19 protein-coding genes and 2 pseudogenes are annotated in these 21,005 nt (G+C 68.6%); 10 read left to right on the forward strand and 11 right to left on the reverse strand.

Going from position 1 to position 21,005, the window contains the following annotated elements:
• Positions 1 to 12: 12 nt before the first annotated feature.
• Positions 13 to 1,158: a C40 family peptidase gene (locus ABT057_RS46625; RefSeq protein WP_352351031.1), complete on the reverse strand. Its 1,146-nt coding sequence runs from the start codon at positions 1,156 to 1,158 to the stop codon at positions 13 to 15.
• A gap of 577 nt (positions 1,159 to 1,735) precedes the next feature.
• Here ABT057_RS46625 and ABT057_RS46630 point away from each other — a divergent pair.
• The gene (locus tag ABT057_RS46630; RefSeq protein ID WP_352351033.1) at positions 1,736 to 2,482 is read left to right on the forward strand and encodes a DNA-methyltransferase; all 747 of its coding nucleotides are present in this window, start codon (positions 1,736 to 1,738) and stop codon (positions 2,480 to 2,482) included.
• Between the two features lie 96 nt (positions 2,483 to 2,578).
• On the opposite strand, the gene ABT057_RS46635 is transcribed toward ABT057_RS46630, so the two are convergent.
• Positions 2,579 to 3,523 (reverse strand): DUF5655 domain-containing protein, encoded by a 945-nt coding sequence (locus ABT057_RS46635; protein ID WP_352351035.1) that lies wholly within the window; start codon positions 3,521 to 3,523, stop codon positions 2,579 to 2,581.
• Positions 3,524 to 3,559: 36 nt separating this feature from the next.
• Positions 3,560 to 3,802: a hypothetical protein gene (locus ABT057_RS46640; protein ID WP_352351037.1), complete on the reverse strand. Its 243-nt coding sequence runs from the start codon at positions 3,800 to 3,802 to the stop codon at positions 3,560 to 3,562.
• Here ABT057_RS46640 and ABT057_RS46645 point away from each other — a divergent pair.
• Positions 3,780 to 4,439: pseudogene (locus ABT057_RS46645) on the forward strand (transposase); the annotation flags it as partial. The gene ABT057_RS46640 and the pseudogene ABT057_RS46645 sit on opposite strands and share 23 nt — an antisense overlap.
• 40 nt (positions 4,440 to 4,479) lie before the next feature.
• Here ABT057_RS46645 and ABT057_RS46650 read toward each other — a convergent pair.
• From ABT057_RS46650 to ABT057_RS46660, 3 genes are read right to left on the reverse strand one after another with little or no spacing between them, the layout of a single operon-like run.
• Entirely contained in the window at positions 4,480 to 5,205 is a 726-nt protein-coding gene (locus tag ABT057_RS46650) for a maleylpyruvate isomerase family mycothiol-dependent enzyme (protein ID WP_352351041.1), read from the reverse strand.
• Positions 5,202 to 6,035 (reverse strand): fumarylacetoacetate hydrolase family protein, encoded by an 834-nt coding sequence (locus ABT057_RS46655; protein WP_352351043.1) that lies wholly within the window; start codon positions 6,033 to 6,035, stop codon positions 5,202 to 5,204. The genes ABT057_RS46650 and ABT057_RS46655 overlap by 4 nt, the downstream gene beginning before the upstream one ends.
• A complete protein-coding gene (locus tag ABT057_RS46660; protein ID WP_352351045.1) occupies positions 6,032 to 7,108 on the reverse strand; it encodes a cupin domain-containing protein in 1,077 nt (358 codons plus the stop codon). Before ABT057_RS46660 ends, ABT057_RS46655 begins: the two co-directional genes overlap by 4 nt.
• A gap of 117 nt (positions 7,109 to 7,225) precedes the next feature.
• Here ABT057_RS46660 and ABT057_RS46665 point away from each other — a divergent pair, with 117 nt between their 5' ends.
• On the forward strand, positions 7,226 to 8,002 hold the full coding sequence (locus ABT057_RS46665) for an IclR family transcriptional regulator (RefSeq protein ID WP_352351047.1): 777 nt from the start codon (positions 7,226 to 7,228) through the stop codon (positions 8,000 to 8,002).
• A 25-nt stretch (positions 8,003 to 8,027) separates the two neighbouring features.
• Here the strand turns inward: ABT057_RS46665 and ABT057_RS46670 are convergent, their stop codons facing one another.
• The 3 genes from ABT057_RS46670 to ABT057_RS46680 are packed head-to-tail and all read right to left on the reverse strand — an operon-like array spanning position 8,028 to position 10,569.
• Positions 8,028 to 8,702 (reverse strand): 3-oxoacid CoA-transferase subunit B, encoded by a 675-nt coding sequence (locus tag ABT057_RS46670; protein ID WP_352351049.1) that lies wholly within the window; start codon positions 8,700 to 8,702, stop codon positions 8,028 to 8,030.
• Positions 8,699 to 9,370 (reverse strand): 3-oxoacid CoA-transferase subunit A, encoded by a 672-nt coding sequence (locus ABT057_RS46675; RefSeq protein WP_352351051.1) that lies wholly within the window; start codon positions 9,368 to 9,370, stop codon positions 8,699 to 8,701. Before ABT057_RS46675 ends, ABT057_RS46670 begins: the two co-directional genes overlap by 4 nt.
• Positions 9,367 to 10,569, reverse strand: coding sequence for a thiolase family protein (locus tag ABT057_RS46680; protein WP_352351053.1), 1,203 nt, complete (start codon positions 10,567 to 10,569; stop codon positions 9,367 to 9,369). The genes ABT057_RS46675 and ABT057_RS46680 overlap by 4 nt, the downstream gene beginning before the upstream one ends.
• A gap of 83 nt (positions 10,570 to 10,652) precedes the next feature.
• On the opposite strand from ABT057_RS46680, the pseudogene ABT057_RS46685 reads away from it, so the two are divergent.
• The 3 genes and pseudogenes from ABT057_RS46685 to ABT057_RS46695 all read left to right on the forward strand — a co-directional run.
• A pseudogene (locus ABT057_RS46685) lies at positions 10,653 to 10,778 on the forward strand (LysR family transcriptional regulator); the annotation flags it as partial.
• Positions 10,779 to 10,987: 209 nt separating this feature from the next.
• Positions 10,988 to 11,545 carry a LysR family substrate-binding domain-containing protein gene (locus ABT057_RS46690; RefSeq protein ID WP_352351055.1) on the forward strand — a complete coding sequence of 186 codons (558 nt, stop codon included), beginning with the start codon at positions 10,988 to 10,990 and terminating at the stop codon, positions 11,543 to 11,545.
• 194 nt (positions 11,546 to 11,739) lie between these two features.
• Positions 11,740 to 12,654, forward strand: a complete 915-nt coding sequence (locus ABT057_RS46695) for an IS481 family transposase (RefSeq protein WP_352351057.1) — start codon at positions 11,740 to 11,742, stop codon at positions 12,652 to 12,654.
• Positions 12,655 to 12,863: 209 nt separating this feature from the next.
• On the opposite strand, the gene ABT057_RS46700 is transcribed toward ABT057_RS46695, so the two are convergent.
• The gene (locus ABT057_RS46700; RefSeq protein ID WP_352351059.1) at positions 12,864 to 14,186 is read right to left on the reverse strand and encodes an MFS transporter; all 1,323 of its coding nucleotides are present in this window, start codon (positions 14,184 to 14,186) and stop codon (positions 12,864 to 12,866) included.
• A 989-nt stretch (positions 14,187 to 15,175) separates the two neighbouring features.
• Here ABT057_RS46700 and ABT057_RS46705 point away from each other — a divergent pair.
• Complete coding sequence (locus tag ABT057_RS46705) at positions 15,176 to 15,835, forward strand: amidohydrolase family protein (protein WP_352351065.1); 660 nt, start codon at positions 15,176 to 15,178, stop codon at positions 15,833 to 15,835.
• A 205-nt stretch (positions 15,836 to 16,040) separates the two neighbouring features.
• Here ABT057_RS46705 and ABT057_RS46710 read toward each other — a convergent pair whose 3' ends face one another.
• Complete coding sequence (locus tag ABT057_RS46710; protein WP_352351067.1) at positions 16,041 to 16,754, reverse strand: IclR family transcriptional regulator; 714 nt, start codon at positions 16,752 to 16,754, stop codon at positions 16,041 to 16,043.
• A gap of 495 nt (positions 16,755 to 17,249) precedes the next feature.
• Here ABT057_RS46710 and ABT057_RS46715 point away from each other — a divergent pair, with 495 nt between their 5' ends.
• Genes ABT057_RS46715 through ABT057_RS46725 form a run of 3 tightly spaced genes read left to right on the forward strand, consistent with a single transcriptional unit; the run spans position 17,250 to position 20,500 of the window.
• Positions 17,250 to 18,329 (forward strand): maleylacetate reductase, encoded by a 1,080-nt coding sequence (locus ABT057_RS46715; RefSeq protein WP_352351069.1) that lies wholly within the window; start codon positions 17,250 to 17,252, stop codon positions 18,327 to 18,329.
• 2 nt (positions 18,330 to 18,331) lie between these two features.
• Positions 18,332 to 19,279, forward strand: a complete 948-nt coding sequence (locus ABT057_RS46720) for a hydroxyquinol 1,2-dioxygenase (RefSeq protein ID WP_352351061.1) — start codon at positions 18,332 to 18,334, stop codon at positions 19,277 to 19,279.
• Positions 19,280 to 20,500 (forward strand): FAD-dependent monooxygenase, encoded by a 1,221-nt coding sequence (locus ABT057_RS46725; protein ID WP_352351063.1) that lies wholly within the window; start codon positions 19,280 to 19,282, stop codon positions 20,498 to 20,500. It abuts the gene before it with no gap.
• Positions 20,501 to 21,005: the final 505 nt, after the last annotated feature.

Below are 21,005 nucleotides of genomic sequence, written 5' to 3' on the forward strand. Positions count from 1 at the left end.
GAGAAGCGCCGGTCAGACGACTCGGCGGGCCGCGAGAACCTGCGGCTTCCAGGACGCGAGGGTCGCGAGGCGGACCACGTCGCCGATGTGCGGGGCGTGCACGATCAGGCCCTGGCCGACGACCATCCCGACGTGTTGCGGGACTTCGGCGGTCCCTTCGGTGAAGACGAGGTCACCGGGCCGGAGAGCGTCGGCCGATACCGGCTTGCCCTCCTTGACCTGCGTGTACGTCGTCCGCGTGAGGGTGACCCCGGCGGCCTTGTACGCCTGCTGCATCAGGGAGGAGCAGTCGCAGCGGCCCATGGGGTCGCTCCCGTGGGAGTCGGTGCAGCTCCCGCCCCACTGGTACGGGGTGCCGAGCTGGCCGAGCGCCCAGCGGATCGCCGTCTGGACCTTGGGTGGAGCGTCTGCCGGGATCTTGTATCCGGCCGGCACCGCGCCGGGCGGGATGGTTCCGAAGTCGGTGCCGTCCCCGCCGGCCGTACAGCCGCCCGCGGTACTCGACGCAGCACTGGCCGTGCTGTCCGAGCCGGACGGCGAAGGGCTCGGCGACGTGCCGCCGGCCTTCGACAGCAGCGGCTCGATCGCCTGCTGCAAGGCGGTGGCCAGAGGCTCCCACTTCGCGTAAGCCTCGGGGAAGCCGGACCTCTGCACCGCCTGGGCAGCCTGGGTGACGGACAGGGACTGCCAGCCCGAGACCCTTTCCAACGCCTCGTAGAACTTCGTCGAGGCGTGCACCGGGTCGAGGATCTCCTTCGCTGTGCCCCAGCCCTGCGACGGCCGCTGCTGGAACAAGCCCAGTGAATCGCGGTCGCCGTAGGTCAGGTTCCGCAGGCCGCTCTCCTGCAGGGCGGTTGCCAGGGCCACGATCTGGCCCTGGGCGGGGATGTTCATCGCGACGCCGGTGGCCTGGATGGTCTTGGCGTTGGGGATCTGCTCGGCCGGGTCGTCCAGGCCCGGCACGGAGACCGTGCCCTTGCCGCCGCCGTCCAGGATCGCCTTCACCTGAGCGGCGACGGCCGAGGTATCCACAGCCTGTGTAGCGCCGGTCGAGCAGGAGGCCGAAGCGGTCCCGGCCCCGATGGCGAGGACCGGAACGGCCAGCAGGAGCGGACCGGAGGCGAAGAGACCGACGACCGCTCCGGTGGTCTTCTTCATCGCCGCCGCCGTTCGCTGGGGCGGACAACCCGGCCGGGAAGCGGAGTTGGGTCAGGGCGTGGGCGTATCAGGGCGTGCTGCATCGCAGTGGCTCCTAGCGGTTCGTAGGAGGCGCGGTGCCGACTTCTCATGCAAAGCCGTCGGCACCGCGCCGATGTGCATCCGCCTCTCAGGGCGGGCCCGGGTCAGGGGAGTTGGTAGCTCCCGGACACCGGGTTCAGGCCATGCGCGGCAGCCAGCCGCGCTCGTAATCTCAGGCAGTGCACCGGGTCTCCTCACGGCTTCGGGAACGGGGAGTCAACGTGCCTTCCGCTCCGCGTTTTTGGACGCGGAAACACGGATCAGCACAGGTCAGCAGGGGTGGAGTCGGACTCCGCCTCGGTGACGTGGCGAGACAGTAGACCGGGATTCCGGCCGCGCCAAACGACCGCCGAACCGGGCCCGAACCACGGTCCGGGCTCGTTAGGCGCGGCCGGATATCGCGACTAACCTCCGCGCAATCCCGCTCCGAACGGCCGCCGTTGACTGCCGTCCGAGGCGGGCCCAGTCCCGTCGTGCCCTGAAAGAGGCCCCGCACATGAGCTACACGCTGCACCGAGGCGACGCCCTCACCGTGCTGAAGACCCTCCCGGACGAGAGCGTCAACGCCGTCATCACCGATCCCCCGTACAACTCCGGCGGACGCACCAGCTCGGACCGCACCGGCCGCACCGCCCGCGCCAAGTACGTCACGGCCGGATCGGCGCACGACCTGCAGAACTTCCCCGGCGAGAACCGCGACCAGCGGAGCTATCGAAGCTGGCTGACCGCGCTGCTCACCGAGGCGTACCGGGCCGCGACCGAGCACTCCGTCGCCATGGTCTTCTCTGACTGGCGCCAGGAGCCGACCACGTCCGACGCCCTGCAGATGGCGGGCTGGACCTGGAGCGGCACGATCCCCTGGATCAAGCCCGCCAGCCGGCCCCGCAAGGGGGGGTTCAAGCAGTCGGCCGAGTTCATCGTCTGGGGCGTCAAGGGCAGCCTCGAAAAGGACCGGCACCTCTACCTGCCCGGCCACTTCATCGCCTCCCAGCCTCGCAAGGACCGGGTCCACATCACCCAAAAGCCGGTCGAGATCATGCAGCAGCTCGTGCAGATCTGCCCCGAAGGCGGCACCGTCCTGGATCCCTTTACCGGCAGCGGTTCCACAGGCGTCGCCGCCTTGCGCGAGGGCCGGCATTTCTTGGGGGTCGAGCTGTCCTCGCATTACGCCGATGTCGCTGAGGCGAGGCTCCGAGCGGAGCTGACCCAGGACGACTTCATCCTGGCAGGACCGGAGGCATGAGTATGAGAGCGACCGGCCCGGGGCCGACGGACCGCAGACGGATGAGGGCGGCTGGAGCATCGAGAAACCGATGCTCCAGCCGCCCTTCCTCTTGCGTCAGGCCGCCTCGAACGCCCGCCGGATCAGCGGTCCGGCCTTCTCCAGGTCGGCTGCCGAGGCGATACGCACCTCCAGGTCGCCGGTCCCAAGGTGGCCGATACCGCGCATGTCGCGCGAGAAGCCCTCCTCCAACTCGACTGTGTCCGGGTCGACCTTGAGGTAGACCAGGATCGCCTTGTGCTTCGGACGGAAGATGACGGAGGCGAGGTTCACCATCCGGCGGTAGGCGATGTAGTGCCGAAGCTGAGCCACCTCGAGCTCGCCCCAGGCGGTGAGGGCCTCGTCCAGTTCGGCGTACAGGTCCTGCAGGCAGCCAGGAACCGTACCTGCGGTGGCAGTTGCCTGAGCGGACGTCTTCCTGCCTTCGCTGGCGGCAACAGCCGCGAAGTCCCGCTCGCGGCTCTGGCGCCGATCCGAGATCGGTCTCGTGGATCCGGGCGTGGACTCGATCAGCTGCAGGCTCAGCAGCCCACCTTCGAAGACGCGGTAGCGCACCAGGTCGACCCGCTCGCGCAGACGGTGCACTGCGACTCGGTCGTGGTGCGAGAAACCAGCGGCGATGCAGACCATCCGCGGGTTCCGCCAGTCGATCGACTCGGCGGCCTCGGAGCCCAGCTTTTCCTTGACCCGTGCCTCGAACTCGTCACGCGCGGAGTCCAACCACGACAGGTAGGAGACAGCCTGAGACAGGACACCGCTGTCGGCACCTTTCTTGTACTCGATCAGCGTAGGTGTGCTGTTCTCGTCCAGACCGAGCGAGTCGATTCGGCCCCGGTGCCAAGGCCCCGTCGGGTACTCCGACGCCAGGAAGCGGATGCCGAGCATGGCCTCCATGCCTGCCTCGACCCGCCGCTGCAGCTCCACCTCCAGCGCCACCGGGGAGCCGTGCAGCTCGACGTTCTGGCCGTCGGCATCCAGCCGGAACAGCTTCAGGTCGGTCACCAGCGTCCCCCTCCGTGATCATTACAGGAGGAGCAATCAAAACCGGCCTGCGGATATTCCGTGCTGGGCGCCAAGAGCCTGCTGGAGTCGAAGCAGAAGCGCGGTACGACCATCCGGCCCCGCGCCCACTGGAACCTGCTCGACAGTGACCTGCTGCGCTGGCAGTGCAACAGCGCCCCGACCGACGGCTTCCTGAAAGATCTCGCCGAGGTCCGCGCGATGGTCGAGCCTCGGCGTCGAATTCATCGCCAACGTCGGCCGGGCGAGCATGCGTGCCAAGCGTCAGATTCTCGCCCAGGCGCTGACCGGCCAGTTCACCGATTACCGCGCCTTCCTCGCACGGACCATGCTGGACCGCATCGACGCGGTCACCGCGACCGAGGCCTGGCTGAGTGAGGAGATCGCCCGCCAGCTCGCCCCGTTTCGCCGCGAGATCGAGCTGCTGACCACCATCCCCGGCGTCAGCAAGCGTTCCGCCGAGATGATCCTGGCCGAGATCGGCGCGGACATGGCCCGCTTCCCCTCGGCGGCTCACCTGGCCTCGTGGGCCGGAATGTGTCCGGGCAACCAAGAATCCGCCGGCACGTACACCTCGGGCAAGTCCCGGCCCGGGGACCCGTGGCTGAAGAACGCGCTTGGCCTGGCTGCCACGGCCGCCGCCCGCGGCAAGAACACGTACCTGGCGTCCCGTTACAAACGCATCGCCGTCCGCCGCGGCAAGAAGCGGGCCCTGGTCGCCCTCGGCCACACCATCCAGACCTCGATCTGGCACATGCTGACCAACGACGCCGGGGACGCCGACCTCGGAGCGGACTACTTCCTCCAGCGAACCGGCCGGGCCCGCCAGACACGGCGCCTGGTCAGCCAGCTCAACATGCGCGGTTATCAAGTGTTCCAATCAGCAGAAGCGGGATGACCTGCGGGAACGTTAGGTTTTCGCATCAGATTCCTTCATGTCACAGCCACGCGGGCAGCTTTGGTATCGATCCGCCGCCGGCGGGGTACAGGGGGCCTGGCACGGGACGCCCGGTCGCGTAGGTGGCCAGGCCCGGGATGTCATTGCTCACCACGACCGGGTCCGCGATGCCGGGAACGCCCAGGAGCCAGGTCCGGCTTCCGTCCTCGGCCCGCAGCTCAACATGGGGGAAGTCCGTGCGCGCCCGGAAGGCGGTGGCCACGTTGTCGAGGAGCGCCGCGCACACCTCGCGCGGAACGTCGTCGAAGCTGGTCTCGGTGCTCAGGTCGACGGCGTGCACCCAGACCTCCCGCACCCGCATCCAGGCCACCTCCGAGGCGGGCACCGTGCGGCCCCGCACCGTCCGAACGGTCGCGTCCCAGCACTCGTCCGGCAGTGTGGCGAGTTCCTCGGCCAGCCGTGCATCGGCCGCGAGCAGGTCCGCGCGCAGCTCGCCGGGCGGGCGGCGGGCGCCTTCCTCGATCTCGCTCGTGCGCTGGTCGGCGCTGGCGTACATGGGTGTCTCGACACCCGTATGGGCCCAGGTCAGCAGGTTGACGAGCGCGTCGGCGTTGCGGGCCACATGGGCGACGACATGGGCGCGGCTCCAGCCCGGCAGATGCGAGGGCCCGGCGAGGCCCGCATCGGTCACCGAGTCCACGGCGGCCTCGAAGACGGCCGTGCCCTTGGCGGCCCACTCCAGCATCATTTCCAGCCGCGGGTTCACCGGACTTCCCGGCGGCAGGTGTTGCGGCACTCGCCGATGCCCTCGATCCGGGTGACGAGGACCGAACGGTCCTCCAGATAGCGGGCGGGCTTACGGGCATGACCGACCCCGCCCGGCGTACCGGTGGCGATTACATCACCGGGGGCGAGCGTGACGATCTCGGATACGTAGGCGACGAGCGTGGCCGGGTCGAAGACGAGGTCAGCGGTGTGGGCTTTCTGGACCGTGTCGCCGTCGACCTCGCACATCAGGCTCAAGCCCTCGGTGGCCACCGCGGGGTCGCCGGCGGTCACCAGCCACGGTCCGATGGGCGTCGTGGCCTCGAAGGTCTTTCCCTGGTGCCACTGGGGGGTGCGGAACTGCCAGTCCCGGGCGCTGACGTCGTTGAGCACCGTGTACCCGGCGATCGCGGCGCGCGCCTGCTCCCGGTTCGCGTGCCTGATCTCCGCCCCGATGACGACGGCGAGTTCGGCCTCCCAGTCCATCTGCGTGGACGAGGCGGGCAGGACCACGTCGTCGTACGCGCCGACCAGCGCCCGCGCGTACTTGGAGAACAGCGCGGGGTACTCGGGCAGCTCCCGGCCCATCTCCAGAATGTGGTTACGGTAGTTCAGGCCGACGCACACGACCTTCTCCGGAGTGACGACCACCGGGGCGTACTCCAGGCCGCCGAGGTCGTACTCTTCTCCGGCGGCGGCCGCGGCGCGCGCGGACCAGTCGGTGTGGCGGAGGAAGGCGACCAGGTCGCTCTCGCCCAGGTCCACCGCCTTGTCCTCGTCGACGCGGACGGCTCGGGTGGTGCCGTGGACTCGGATGGTGGCAAGCTTCACTTCTGTTCTCCTCGGAGGGTACGGGCGAGGCCCAGCGCCTCGTAGACGGGCTCGTCGCTGAAACGGAACAGGTCGACCTGAGTGCGTGCGGTGAGCGTGACCTCACACCAGGACGGGACGACGAACAGGTCGCCCTTGGTGATCTCGAAGACCTTGTCCCCGACTTCGGCGACCGCCTCGCCGTCGAAGACCTGCCAGACCGCCGAGCCGACCGAACGGACCGGGACGGTCCGGGCGCCGGCCCTCAGTCGGCGCATCTCGGTGCGGATCGTGACCAGGGCGTCCTTGCCGTTGGTGGGGTTGGAGAAGCGGACTCCGGCGTACCCCGGCTCGATCACCCCAGGGACACCCTCAGTCTCCAGCTCCAACTGAGCGGTGAGCGCGGCGTCCGTGTGCTCCCAGCGATAGGCGGCCAGCGGGGAGTTGGTCCGGTCGGGCTGACTGATCGGGCGCAGGCCCGGATGACCCCACAGCCGCTCGCCCCGTGAACGCTCGGGAGTGGCACGGGTGGACAGCTCATCGGGGCCGAACTCGAAGAAGCCGGCGTCCAGTTGCGAGACGAGGGGAATGTCGAGCCCGTCGATCCAGGTCATCGGGTGATCCGTGACGTTCTGGTGCTCGTGGAAGGCCCAGCCCGGCGTCAGCAGCAGGTCGCCGCGGCGCATTGCCACCGCGTCCCCGTCGACGTTCGTCCACACGCCCTCACCGTCGACGACGAACCGGAAGGCGCCCTGGCTGTGCCGGTGGGACGGGGCGACCTCGCGCGGCCCCAGGTACTGGATTGCGGTCCACAGCGTCGGCGTGGCATACGGCAGCCCCGGCAAGCCCGGGTTCGACAGCGCCATCGCCCGACGCTCCCCGCCCCGCCCCACCGGCACCAACTGTCCGGACCGCTCGGCGATCGGCAGCAGCTGCGACCAACGCCACAGGTGCGGGACCGCCGCGGGCCGGGGCGACATCGGCATGAGGTCGCCCAGCTGGGTCCACAGCGGTATGAGACCCGCATCCTCGAAGTCTGCATACAGCTCGTCGAGCAGCTTCTGCTCGATCCGGTCGCTCGCTGTGTCGGTCACGGCAACCTCCAGGTTCTGTGCTCCGCAGCTCGCTGAAAGTGTGCACAGTTCAGCGTCGCAGGTGACGTTACACCGATGTTTCCCCTCGCGGGAATCCTCGAGGTCTAGAGTTCTGCTGTGAAGAATTCTGACGGGCAGAAGTCGCAAGCCCCCTCGTATCCGGTGAGCGCGGCCGGCAACGCCCTGCGCGCCGTCACGCTGCTGCACGAGCGCGATGAGCTGCGTGTAACAGATGTTGCCGACCAACTGGGGGTCGCGCGCTCGACCGCCCACCGGATCCTGGCGATGCTCGTCTTCCACGGCTACGCCGAACAGGACCGCCACAAGGTCTACCGGCCCGGGCCGGCTCTACGGGCGATCAGAGGGAGTCAGGCAACCCCGCCCCCCGACCTGACCACCATCGCCCACCCCTACCTGCAACAGCTGGCGGACACCGTCCGCGAGACCACACACCTCATGGTTCTGGAGGGCAACGGGACCCGGTTCCTGGACGGAGTGGAAGGGCCTCAGGCGCTGCGCGTCAGCTACCGGATCGGAACACTCCTGCCCGCACATGTGACCTCGGGCGGCAAGGCGCTGCTCGCGGAACTGCCGCCGGACCGGCTCCGGTCCCTCTACCCCAATGGGCTCCCCGGCCACGGAGCGAAGGGAACCGGGGGCTTCCAGCGCCTAGCCACCGAACTGGCGGCCGTCCGACGCAATGGGTACGCGATCAACCTCCAGGGGAGCGAGCGCGGCGTGAACGCCGTCGGTGCGTGCGTCCGCGACCGGTCGGGCGCCGCCGTCGCCGCCGTCGCCGTGGCGGCCCCGTCCTCCCGCTGCCCCCGCGCCCGGCTGACGTCACTGGCGCAGCCGCTGCTCGCGGTCGCGCGGGACATCAGCCGGGGTCTGTGACGACGGGTGGCCGGTCCCTCCTGGCTCAGTTCGTCGTGGCGAGAGGTAGGTCAAGGCGCGCCGCGAGGTCGTTGTAGGTGATACCGAAGGTTTCGAGGACGGTGACGCCTTCGGGGCCGACGCGGAATGTCGCCAGGTCAGTGTAGACGCGGTCGACGCATCCCAGCCCGGTCAGCGGGTAACCGCATTCCTGCACCAGTTTGGGCGAGCCGTCCTTCGCGAAGAGAGTCATCATGACGAACACCTTTTTGGCGCCGATCGCGAGGTCCATCGCACCCCCGACGGCAGGGATCGCGTCGCGCGCGCCGGTGTGCCAGTTGGCCAGGTCGCCGACGGCCGAGACCTGGAAGGCGCCGAGCACGCAGATGTCGAGGTGGCCGCCGCGCATCATCGCGAAGGAGTCGGCGTGATGGAAGTAGGCCGCTCCTGGTAGCTCGGTGACCGGGATCTTCCCCGCGTTGGTGAGATCGGGATCCACGTGACCGGGCGTGGCTGCGGGGCCCATGTTGAGCATGCCGTTCTCGGTGTGCAGCACCACCCCCGATCCCTCGGGGAGGTGGTCGGCGACCAGCGTCGGCTGGCCGATACCGAGGTTGACGTAGGAGCCGTGCGGGATGTCGCGCGCCACCAGGGCGGCCATCTCGTCCTTGCCCAGCGGCCCCTGGTCGAGGTTCTCCACCAGCGAGGCAGACGCGTTCATGCGGGCACCCCCGCCTGCACTACGCGGTCGACGTAGATGCTCGGCGTCACGACGGCCTCCGGGTCGATTGCACCGATCTCGACGATTTCGCGGACCTGGGCCACGACCGTGGCAGCGGCAGTGGCCATGACCGGTCCGAAGTTGCGTGCGGTCTTGCGGTAGACGAGGTTGCCCATCCGGTCGGCCCTGTGGGCGCCGATCAGCGCCACATCGCCCTTGATCGGGTACTCCAGGACGTAGGTGCGGCCGCATATCTCGCGGGTCTCCTTCCCCTCCGCCAGGGGTGTACCGACGCCCGTGGGCGAGAAGAACGCGCCGATGCCGGCACCGGCAGCGCGCATCCGCTCGGCGAGGGTGCCCTGTGGCACCACCTCGAGCTCGATCAATCCCTCGCGGTAGAGCCGGTCGAAGACCCAGGAGTCGGACTGGCGGGGGAAGGAGCACACGATCCTGCGCACCCGGCCTTTGGCCAGCAGCGCGGCCAGCCCCGTGTCCCCGTTGCCGGCGTTGTTCGACACCACTGTCAGATCGCTCGCGCCCTGCCGGATGAGCGCGTCGATCAACTCGACCGGCATGCCGGCCATGCCGAAGCCTCCGACCAGCACGGTCGAGCCGTCCCTGATCCCGGCCACCGCCTCATCGGCATCCGCACACACCTGAACAGTCATCGGGCCTGCTCCGCAACGTTCTCCAGGACGACCGCCAGGGCCTGTCCGACACCGATACAGATCGCGGCGACGCCCCACCGCTGCCCCGACGCGCGCAGCCGCGCGGCGAGGGTGCCCAGGATCCGGCCGCCGGAGGCGCCGAGCGGATGGCCGATCGCGATCGCACCGCCCTTGGTGTTCACGATGGCCGGATCGATCTTCCAGGCGTCCACGCAGGCCAACGACTGAACGGCGAAGGCCTCGTTGAGTTCCACCGCCGACACGTCCGACCAAGAGATCCCCGCCCGTTTCAGCGCCCGCTCGGCTGCCTCGACCGGCGCGAACCCGAACATCTGCGGCTCAAGTGCCGACACCCCCCGGCCCGCTATGCGAGCCTGCGGCGCGAGGCCGATGCGCGACGACGCCTCCTGAGAGCCGATCAGCACGGCAGACGCACCGTCGTTCAATGGCGAGGCATTGCCGGCGGTGATGACGCCGTCGGGGCGGAACGCCGGCTTGAGGCCGGCCAGCTTCTGCGGCGTGGATCCGGGCCGGATGCCCTCGTCGCGGGAGAGACGGACTTCGCCGTCCAGCACGACGGGAACCACCAGGTCGTCGTAGAAACCCGAGTTCCAGGCATCGTCCGCGAGATGGTGCGAGCGGGCGGCGAACTCGTCCTGCCGTTCCCGGGTGATGGCGAACCGCTCGGCCAGCTGCTCGTTCGCCTCGCCCAGGGAGACGGTCCACTCCTTCGGCATGCGTTCGTTGACCAGCCGCCACCCCAGGGTGGTCGACACGGCGGTCACGTTGCCGGCGGGGAAGGCGCGTGACGGCTTCGGCAGGACCCACGGCGCGCGCGTCATCGACTCCACCCCGCCGGTGAGGACGATGTCGGCGTCACCGCTCTCGACGGCGCGCGAGCCGATGATCGCCGCGTCGAGCGAGGAGCCGCAGAGCCGGTTGACGGTCGTGGCCGGCACCGACATCGGCAGACCCGCCAGGAGGACCGCCATCCGGCCGACGTTCCGGTTGTCCTCGCCCGCGCCGTTGGCGTTGCCCCAGACCACGTCGCCGATCAGGGCGGGGTCGAAGGACGGCGCCTTGGCCAGGGCTCCTGAGAGGGCGACGGCGGCGAGGTCGTCGGGCCGGAGCTCGGCGAGCGCTCCACCGAACCGCCCGAAGGCCGTTCTCACTGCTGTGTAAACGAAGCTGGCAACCATGGGACTCAACGTAGGTTCCGGGATTGATCTCGTCCAATATCCAGTTCTGCTTGATTAATCAGGGACGCAGATAAGATGCGGTCATGGAACTCCGGCATGTCCGTTACTTCCTCGCTCTCGTCGAGGAATGCCACTTCGGCCGCGCCGCCCAGCGCCTGCACGTGGCCCAGTCGGCCCTTTCGCAGCAGCTCAAGCAGCTGGAGCGAGAGCTCGGGACGACGCTCTTCAACCGCTCCACACGGCGCGTGGAGCTCACCGAAGCAGGCCGCCATCTGGTCACCTACGCGCGGTCGATCCTGGCCGAGGTGGAGCGGGCGGAGGAGCAGATGGCACTGCTTGCCGCCGGCCGGGCCGGACGTGTGTCCATCGGGTTCGTCGGAACCGCCACATACGACGTCCTGCCACAGTTGCCCGTACGGTGCGGGCGCAACTGCCGGGTGTGTCCCTGGAACTGCGCGGTGAGCTGCTCAATCCCGAACTGGTCGAAGGCCTGCTCGCAGGCACCTACGACCTCGCCCTGTTGCGAACCGACACTCCGGTGGACGCCACCGTCGAGGTCACCACCCTCCGGTCCGAACGGCTGGTGGCCGTCCTACCCACCGGACATCCGCTGGCCGGCCACCGCGAGATCCCTCTCGGGGCACTCGCCAACGAGCCGATCGTCGTCCACCCGTCCCGCGACCGTTCCTCCATGCACGGCCGGGTCCTCGCAGCTTGCGCCCGTGCAGGCTTCGAACCCTCCGCTCTGGTCGAGGTCGGTGAGACCGCAACTCTCGTCGTGTTCGTTGCCGCAGGTCACGGCGTCGCCCTGGTCCCGGAGTCGGTACAGAGTCTCCGCGTCGACGGAGTGACCTACCTGCCGCTCATCGAGACCGAAACCGTCGACCTGGGACTGGCGCGCCGAGCGGGCCGGAATTCAGCAGCAGCGGAACAGGTCGCAGCGGTCATCGAGAAATACGTGAGCGTGAGGCACTGAGCAGTGCCGCGACTCGGGGCCGCTTGGATACCTGCACACACACGCCAGCCCGCCCCCTGCATTCGCGTACACGTACGCGGCGAAGCCACACGACCGGGCAGCCGATCGGACTTCCGATGGCGGCAGCGCGTATGTCGGTATAGAACTGCGGATCATCATTGACACCTGGGTCTCCGATCACTACGGAGATCCACATGCCGAAGTCCACCCCCACCACCCCGCCGCTTCACCGTGAGGCCAAGCGGCGCCTGGCCGTCATACGCCACGTCGAAGAGGTCACCGGGTACGTCGCTATGTCGTGCCGGCACTTCGGGATCAGCCGGCAGGCGTACTACATCTGGTACCGCCGCTACCAGGCCGAAGGCGTCGAGGGCCTGCGCACCCGCTCCAAGGCGCCGAAGACCTGCCCGAACGCGACCCACGTCGAGGTGGTCGGGAAGATTATCTACCTGCGGCAGAACTACCACTTCGGCCCCGAGAAGATCGCCATGTACCTCAAGCGGTACCACGACGTCACCATCAGCAAGTCCGGCGTCTGGCGCATCCTCAACCGCCTGGACATGGGCCGCCTGCCGGCCTCGCAGCGCTACAAGGGCCACGACCGCCGGTGGAAGCGCTACGAGAAGCAGCTGCCCGGGCACCGGGTCCAGATCGACGTGAAGTTCATCGAGCCCTTCGCCTCGATGCCACCAGGGCGCCGCGGCGGCCGCAACAAGTACTTCCAGTTCACCGCCATCGACGACTGCACACGGCTGCGCGTCCTGCGGATCTACCCGCAGCTGAACCAGGCCACCGCCATCCAGTTCCTCGACTACGTCATCCAGCGCCTGCCGTTCCAGGTCGAGGTCATCCAGACCGACAACGGCGCTGAATTCCAGTCCGCCTTCCACGGGCACGTCCTCGACAAAGGCATCGCCCACACCTACATCAAGCCCCGCACCCCACGTCTGAACGGCAAGGTCGAACGCTCCCACCGCATCGACGCCGAGGTCTTCAACGACAAACTGCGCGAGTGGGAGGACTACTACAACTACCATCGCCCACACGGCGGCCTCGGCGGCCAGACCCCCTACGAACGCCTCAAGCAGAAGACCACGACCCAGGCGTAACCGGTGATCGTCAGTGGCACATCGAGAGCGTAGAACAGGGCAACAGGGCCTTCAGGTACTCGGTTCGTTTCGCAACCCGAGCTACCAGGAGGCCCTGCCCTCATGCACGGTCCATCAAAAGCTTCACCCGACCAGGGAGCCTGCCTTCGGTGCCCTGTTGGTGCCAAGGATCAGCAAGCGGCGGCGCGGGCGTCACCTCGGTGCGTGGCTCAGGTATGCTCCGCGAGGGGACGCATGCCCGCACGACCTGCCGGAGCTTCCGCTCCCGGTGAGCGGGGAACCAGCCCGATCAGTAGGGCGCCGATGACGCCGGGTACGGCCAGTGCGTAGAAGTTCCACTGGTATGCCAGCCCGGCCCCGATGATGAGCCCCAGCAGCGGCGGGGCGAGCATCGAGCCGACGCGGCCGAAGCCCAGCGTCCAGCCCAGCGCCGTGGCGCCCATGCGTACCGGATAGTGCTTGGAGACGTTGGCGAGGATGAACGTCTGCGTGGCATTCACCCCGGCACCGCCCAGCGCGACGGCTGCGTACAGCAGCACCGTGGGCAGCCGCAGGCTGAGCACTGTCACGGCCACGCTGGACACGAGAAATGTCACGGTGATGATCGGCTTGGAGCCGAGTCGGTCGGCTGCCAACGAGAGGACGAGTGTGCCGACGACGGCTCCGATGTTGAACACCAGAAGGAAGCCGAGCGCAGAGCCCGCGGAGAAGCCGGCCCGTCGCATGAGCTCCGGGAGCCAGGTGTTGTATCCGTAGATCATGAACAGGCACAGGCAGGTCATCGCCAGGAAGCACAGGGTTGCCACGATGTAGCTACGGGAGAAGAGAGCCTTCACCGACGACGTGCTGCCTGAGCCGGTTCCGGACTGGTGCGACTCCGATGCCGGTGCGACGTTCTGCGCATCGTCCGTGGTGATGTTCCAGCGGTCGGCCATCTTCTCCGCCTCGGCATGCCGCCCCTTTGTGCGGAGGAACGCGATCGACTCGGGCAGGAACTTGAGGGCCAGCGGAACGACCAGGACGAGCGGGAGGACGGCGAACAGGAACATCGCCTGCCAACCGAACCGTGGAATCGCGAAGATTCCGGTGAGAGCGGCGATGATGCCGCCTATGGGAAAGCCACTGAAGAGGATCGCGAAGACCAGGTTGCGCGTTTTGGGATGCGAGTACTCGCCGACGAGTGCGCTGGCAATCGGCAGCACGCCGCCGAGACCGAGGCCGGCGAGGAACCGGAAGAGGCCGAAGACCTGCGGAGAGGTGGCCGTCGCGCACAGGGCTGTCATCACCGAGAACCAGCACAGACAGGCGATCAGCATCCTGCGCCGGCCCAGTGTGTCGGTGAGCGTGCCGAAGGTCGTAGCTCCTACAAGCATCCCGACCAGGCCGATGGAACCGATCAGACCGGCACCAGCGGGAGTCAGGCCCCACCCGGGTTCGTGGAGAAGGGACGGAATCACCGCGCCGTAGATGACCACGTCATACCCGTCAGAAATGACCGTGATTCCACAGATGGCAAGTACCAGCAGTGTCACCGGAGGCCAGGTGGCGCTGCCCCGGCTTCCTCTACGACCTACTTCGTGCATGTGAATTCCTCTCACATAACTTCGTTGTTCGGTGAAAAGTTCTTTGCCTTGTGCGGTGTGTGGGAAGTCTTTTGTTGGTCGCCGACCGGTGCGCCCCAGGGCGTGCATGCGGAGGCTGAAGGCATGCCCGTCTGGATCAGAGGGTGTGACTTATGCCTGCAGGCCGCCAGGGCAACTGGGCGCCTTGGCTCGCGCGAGGACGGCGGCTCTCCTCGCTCATGCTGTGTCCCTTCGAAGGACTCCGGGCCACGACCGCCGGCGATGTTCTCGGCCACATCGTCGGTGACTGACCTCGCACCGCTAAGTGTGCACACTGTGGCGGCCCTGTAAAGGGTTGCGTACAGGGAACCTGGATGCCAGGTTCCGGAAACCTGACGAGTACCTCTGTTTCGTGCACCTTGGCTTCGGCTGTGTCGACTGCTCCTGGCGGTGCCGGCCGGCGCGTGCGACTCGCGGGTGCGAGGTGCGCCTGCGGCACGGTTCGCGGAGGCCACAGGCTGTTGGCGGTGGCGTAATCGGGTGTCGGCCTGTGGTTGCAGCTTGACTATGGAGCTTCATTGCGATGGCAAGGCCACGGTTAAAGCGTTCAGCTTCGTTCAGTCAGGACGCAACTCTTGCAATCAGTCAAACTGCATGCACATTTGTTGTTGAACACGACCCCTGACGACGGTCGGCTCTGGAACCTTCCGTATCCAAAGCCCCGTACCCTGCTCACCGCGACCGCCACGGCTGGTGCCGCCGTCCTCGCACCGGACCCCGCTTCGGCCGCCTTGCACGACGCCGGTGCACAGCCGGGTGGACAGACTGCGCGCTCAACGCCACCGGGGCGCGGGACCTGCACCGCGAGGCCCGCGCGCCGGATAGGAACTATCCGACATCTCCGGCTGGATCGAGGACATCTCGCTCCGGGCGGCGACGAGTACTTCCGCATCTGCGGTATGGGTGGGATCCTCGCCGCCTCCGCCTCCGCCTCCGCCTTCGACACCGGCAACCTCTCCGAACCCCTCCCCTGCTGGAGCAGGTCAACAAGGAAATCCCGTTCGACGGGCTGCGTTGGTTCCACGACCACGCCGAGACCATCAGAGACCGCAACATCGCACGGGGCGCGAACCTGCACGACGGTATCTCGGTCCAGGACCGACTCGCCTTCCAGGGCGAGTGCTGCGTCAACCGATACGGCCCCGACAAGGCTGGCAAACGCCCGGCCGGTCAAGCGGATGCCGGAGCCGGGGATACCGGTCGGCGCCGGGACCGACGGCACCCGCCTGTCCAACTGCAACCCATGGATATCGCTGCGCTGGATGGTCACCGGCAGAACCGTCGGCGGCATGCCAGTCCTGGGCAAGGCCGGTCGCCTCGGCCGGATGGAGGCGTTGCGCCACTGCACGGTGGGCGGTGCGTGGCTCACCGGTGAGGAGAACGAGAAGGGATCGCTGGAGCGCGGAAGCTCCGCCGACCTCGCGGTGCTGTCCGCGGACTACTTCATCGTCCCGGAGGGCGAGATCGCCCACCTGGTATCAGTTCTGACCGTCCCGGGCGACCGTATCGTCCACGCCTGGGGTTCTACGAGCGCCTCGACTCGCCACGAGTCCCGGTGAATCCGTCACGGTCGCCGGTCGCTGATGAACGCCTCCGGCCGTCGTGGGCCGGCCAGTCCACAGGCGGTGCCACCCCGTCCGCCGTGCCGCACACGGCATGCGACTGCGGCTGATCATGTCGAACCGAACCGAACCGAACCGGAGCGGGACTGGCCTCGGACGCCCTCGGGCCTCGGAACGCCGCCCGCGTACGGCGGCGAGCACCTCACATCTCGGATCCGGACCCCAGGCCCCGGGAGATGCCGCGGCCGGCCATCACGACCGCGGGCACGAGTAGATGGGTTCGGGCGTCGGCGCCCACCACGGACAGAGCCGCGACCACGTGGCCTTTCGGGTCGGTGACCGGCGCCGCCACCGAGTAGGCCTCCGGGCTCATCTCCTCGCGCACGATTGCGACGCCGGTCCGCCGGCATTCCGCCAACGCCACACGCATTGCGGCAGGGTCGGTGATGGTCCTGGGCGTTACGCCTGCCAGGCCGTCCCGTGCGACCTCGGTGAACAGCCCCTCGCCGGCGTGGGCCAGCAGCACCTGGCCGACGGCGGATGCGTGCAGGGGCAGCCGTCCGCCGACTCCGGCGACCACTGGAACCGCTCCTGTCGCGGAGATCCGCTCGACGACGAGGGCATCGGTGCCATCGAGGACGGCCAGCTGCACGTGCTGCTGCGTGGCGGCATGCAGGTCTTCCATGACGGGCATCGCCCGGACGCGCAGCGGCAGCCCCCGGGGGTTAAGCGTACCCAGCTCCCACAGACGCAGGCCGATGACATAGGCGCCGGTCGGGATGCGTTCCAGTGCTCCCCACGCCATCAGCTCACCGACCAGCCGGTGGGCGGTGGCGTGGCGGAGGCCGGTGAGCCGGCACAGCTGGGCGAGTGTCAGCTCCGGGCGTGCCGGCGTGAACGCGCCCAGGATCGCCAGGGCCCGGGAGGTGACCGTGCGGCCACGGTCGCTGCTGTTGGCCGTTTTCGACTCCTCTCATCGCGGTGACGGGGTTCCCGCCCGCCCCTTCTCCGGCCCGCGGACGTGCTTGCGCGCAGGAAGATGTCCATTCACCGGACATCGTACTGACCGTCGTGGGGACGGTCCCCGAATCTCTCTCCCAGGGCCCTGTGGCCCTCTCGGGATGGGCGAGGCGTAGGCGGCGAGCGGGAGCAGACTCTTCGGACGGAGTCGACTGCCTCCTTCGCGGACGTGGACGTCATGGTGGATCCTGCCGACCGCCAGGGCGCCGGATGGGTACGAGCAGTCCTTCGCGATGCCGAGCCGGACGCGGCCCATGGCCGGACAGCGGGAGTCGCGGCTGCCGCTCGCCAGGGACGTCGCCCGATCCCGCTTACCGATGAAAGGAGTCCGGGCATGCACATGACCGGGACGTCGCAAGTCCGGGGCGGCCATGACGCCGACTCGGCAGACATGCGCTTCGAGCACGAGACCCTGCCCCAACGGGTGTGTTTCGCCTTGGGTGAGGCGGCGGCGACGGTACGGGCCGAGGTGGAGAGGCTCGGCGCTTCGCGGGTGATGGTGATCGCGGCAGCCGCGGAGACGGAGCTAGCGCAGAAGGTCACCGCCGACCTGCCGGTCGTGCTGCGGTGGAGTGAGGTGGTGATGCACATTCCCGTGGAGGTGGCCGAGCGTGCGCGCGCCGCCGCGGCCGGACACGAGGTGGACTGCCTGGTCAGCGTCGGTGGCGGTTCCACCACTGGCTTGGCGAAGGCGATCGCGTTGACCGCGGACGTGCCCATTGTGGCCGTTCCCACCACGTACGCGGGCTCGGAGGCCACGAGTGTGTGGGGTCTGACCGAGCGCGCGCGCAAGACAACGGGAGTGGACGCACGGGTCCTGCCGCGCTCCGTCGTGTACGACGCGACGCTGACGGTGTCCTTGCCGGTGCCCATGACTGTCGCGTCGGGGCTGAACGCGCTGGCGCACTGCGTCGACGCGATGTGGGGCCCCCGCGTGGACCCCATCGACCGGGCGTTGGCGGGAGAGGGGATCCGCGCGCTGGTGGCAGGACTGCCCGCAGTGGTGGTCGACCCGGCCGGACTTCCGGGCCGCGAGCAAGCGTTGTACGGCACGTACCTGTCGGGGGTGGCGTTCTCGTCGGCGGGTTCGGGGCTGCATCACAAGATCTGCCACGTCCTGGGCGGCATGTGCGACCTGCCGCACGCCCAGACCCACGCGGTGGTGCTGCCCTACGTTCTGGCATTCAACGCTCCCGCCGCCCCGGAAGCCGAGCAGCGGATCGCGGCCGCATTCGGTGCGCGGTCGGCGATCGAAGGTCTGCAGCGACTCCGGCATGACGTGGACGCGCCCAAGGCGCTGCGCGACTACGGGTTGGAAGAGGCCGATGTTGACGACGTCGTGCAGGCGGTCCTGGACGTGGTGCCGGACAGCAATCCGCGTCCGGTGACAGCCGGCGATCTCCAGCGTCTGCTGCGTTCGGCCTGGGCGGGGGAGGACCCGAGCACGATGACCGATGGCAAGGAGGACTGACGATGAGTGAGCAGAGCGGCGAGGCCGGCACGCAGGTGGCTGCTGAGCAGCAGGAGCGTGAGCAGGCCCTGATGGAGAAGGTCGTGGCCTCGTTCGAGACCTCGCAGGACCCGCGGCTGAAGCAGCTGATGCAGGCGCTGACCCGGCACCTGCACGCGTTCCTGCGCGAGGTGCGTCTGACCGAGGAGGAGTGGGCGTCCGCGATCGAGTTCCTCACCGCGGCCGGGCACATCACCGACGACAAGCGGCAGGAGTTCATCCTCCTGTCGGACGTGCTCGGGGCGTCCATGCAGACGATCGCGATCAACAACGAGGCGTACGCGAACGCGACCGAGGCGACCGTGCTCGGCCCGTTCTACGTCGAGGGCTCAGCCGAGATCCCGCTGGGCGGGGACATCGCCTTCGGTGCCGCCGGGCAGCCGTGCTGGGTCGAGGGCACGGTCACCGGCACCGACGGGAAACCGATGCCAAGTGCCCGCATCGAGGTGTGGGAAGCCGACGAGGACGGTTTCTACGACGTGCAGTACGACGGCGACCGCATGGCGGCGCGCGGCCACCTGTTCGCCGACGAGAACGGCGACTACCGGTTCTGGGCGATCACCCCGACCCCCTACCCGATCCCGCACGACGGCCCCGTCGGCGCGCTGCTCGCCGCCGTCGGCCGTTCCCCCATGCGCGCCTCGCACCTGCACTTCGATGTCCGGGCCGACGGCAAGCGAACCCTGATCACCCACATCTTCGTCCGCGGCGACGAACTCCTCACCAGCGACGCCGTGTTCGGTGTCAAGGACCCGCTCATCCACGACTTCGTGGAGCACCCCACGGGCACACCCACCCCCGACGGACGCGATCTGGCAGGCGTTGCATGGTCCAGCGTCCGCTTCGACATCGTGCTCGCTCCCGCGCACGCCGCAGGGGCAGGCATTGCTTCGACCGACAGGAGTCAGTGAATGAGCAGCCAGGACAAGAGATACGCGCCCGGCCTGCGTGTGGCCGTGGTCGGCGGCGGTATCGGCGGTCTGGCCACCGCGGCGTTCCTGCACCGCGCCGGGATCGAGGCGACCGTGTACGAGCAGGCGCCCGCCCTGACCGAGGTCGGTGCCGGCCTCGTCGTCTCCCCCAACGCTGTGCGACTGCTGCGCAGCCTCGGCCGGCTGGACCGCCTTCAAGAACGCGCGGTGCGTCTGCAGACCGGGTGGGAGTTCCGGCGTTGGGAGGATGGGCGCGTGCTGTTCTCCCAGGACCTCGGCGAGGAATGCGAGCGGCGCTTCGGCGAGCAGAGCTATGTCGTGCACCGCGCCGATCTCCTCGCTGCGGTGCGGGCAGCGGTCCCCGAGCCATCGCTGCGCCTAGGGATGCGGCTCGCCGACCTCCACCGACTGGACGAAGGCGTCGAGCTGACCTTCACCGATGGATCACGGGAGGTCGCCGACGTCGTCGTCGGCGCCGACGGCGTGCACACGACCGTGGGACGCTTCGTGGCCGAAGCGGGTTCGCCGCGGTTTTCGGGCATATGTGCCTGGCGATGCCTCGTACCGGCGGAGAGCGCGCCGGCGTTCGCGCGCCGCCCGGTCCATACGCTGTGGCTCGGCCCCGACCGCCACCTGGTCCACTACCCGATCTCCGCGGGCGCACAGATCAACATCGTCGCGTTCGGGCCGGCGCACGACTGGACGACGGAATCCTGGTCGGCCGAGGGACGGATCGAGGACCTTCGCGCCGAGTTCGCCAGGTGGTCCGACGACCTGGGGGCGCTGCTGTCGGCCGCGGAGCGTACGGGGCGATGGGCGCTGCTCGACCGGGACCCGCTGCCCCGCTGGACGAACGGGCCCGTCGCGTTGCTGGGCGATGCGGCGCACCCGATGTTCCCCTTCTTCGCGCAGGGAGCGGCGCAGGCGATGGAAGACGCCGCCGTCCTGGCAGGCTGCCTCGCCGACCAACCGGAAGACCCAGCGGCCGCGCTGCTCCGCTACGAGGACATCCGCCGCCCCCGCGCTACCCGGGTGCAAGAGATGAGCCGGGGCAGGGCGGAGAGCAACCACCTGCCCGACGGGCCCGCCCAGCAGGCCAGGGACGCGTCGTTCGCAAACGCGGACCCCTTCGCGCACAACGGGTGGATCTACGGGCACGACGCAGAACTGGCCCTGCGAGAAGCGCTGGCGGCGCCCTGAGCATCGCCCCGGTCGCTGCCGCACCGAGGACGTGCCTCCCCGCTGCTGGAAGGACACTCCTGGTATTCCTTGTCTTCCTTCAGCACTTCCCACGGCCATGACGACCAGTGAGGGACGGCGCTGGTCAGTCCGCCTGCCCGGTCATTGGTAGCAACTGGCCTCGCCATGCTCGCGGATGGGCCGGGGTGCGGCGACCGGGCGATCGGCCGAGGCCAACCTCGCCGCCCCGCTACTGCTCACCTGCACTGATCTGTTGCTGCTGTTTTTCTGCGACTTGATCCGCTGGACAGCCCTGCGGCCATGCATCGGCGGGTGCAATGTGCCAGGACCCAAAGGAGAATTCGAGGGGCGCCTCAGAATCATACCGACACTGCCGCGGCAATCGCGTGCGCCCGCTCGACCGGCCTCTCAGAGTGCGGAACGTGACCTTCTGTCCGGCTTGTGATCGCTCGATGGTGTGACGTTGGGGTATTGCGGCCGGTCAGGCGTTCGGCGTTCGCTGGGT

The organism is Streptomyces sp. NPDC002588 (assembly GCF_040295925.1).
Taxonomy (GTDB): domain Bacteria; phylum Actinomycetota; class Actinomycetes; order Streptomycetales; family Streptomycetaceae; genus Streptomyces.

Coding starts and splice junctions, on each gene's coding strand:
- ABT057_RS46625 (WP_352351031.1), bottom strand. CDS start 1,158: ATGAAGAAGACCACCGGAGCGGTCGTCGGTCTCTTCGCCTCCGGTCCG.
- ABT057_RS46630 (WP_352351033.1), top strand. CDS start 1,736: ATGAGCTACACGCTGCACCGAGGCGACGCCCTCACCGTGCTGAAGACC.
- ABT057_RS46670 (WP_352351049.1), bottom strand. CDS start 8,702: ATGAACGCGTCTGCCTCGCTGGTGGAGAACCTCGACCAGGGGCCGCTG.
- ABT057_RS46675 (WP_352351051.1), bottom strand. CDS start 9,370: ATGACTGTTCAGGTGTGTGCGGATGCCGATGAGGCGGTGGCCGGGATC.
- ABT057_RS46680 (WP_352351053.1), bottom strand. CDS start 10,569: ATGGTTGCCAGCTTCGTTTACACAGCAGTGAGAACGGCCTTCGGGCGG.
- ABT057_RS46695 (WP_352351057.1), top strand. CDS start 11,740: ATGCCGAAGTCCACCCCCACCACCCCGCCGCTTCACCGTGAGGCCAAG.
- ABT057_RS46705 (WP_352351065.1), top strand. CDS start 15,176: ATGGGTGGGATCCTCGCCGCCTCCGCCTCCGCCTCCGCCTTCGACACC.
- ABT057_RS46715 (WP_352351069.1), top strand. CDS start 17,250: ATGCGCTTCGAGCACGAGACCCTGCCCCAACGGGTGTGTTTCGCCTTG.
- ABT057_RS46720 (WP_352351061.1), top strand. CDS start 18,332: ATGAGTGAGCAGAGCGGCGAGGCCGGCACGCAGGTGGCTGCTGAGCAG.
- ABT057_RS46725 (WP_352351063.1), top strand. CDS start 19,280: ATGAGCAGCCAGGACAAGAGATACGCGCCCGGCCTGCGTGTGGCCGTG.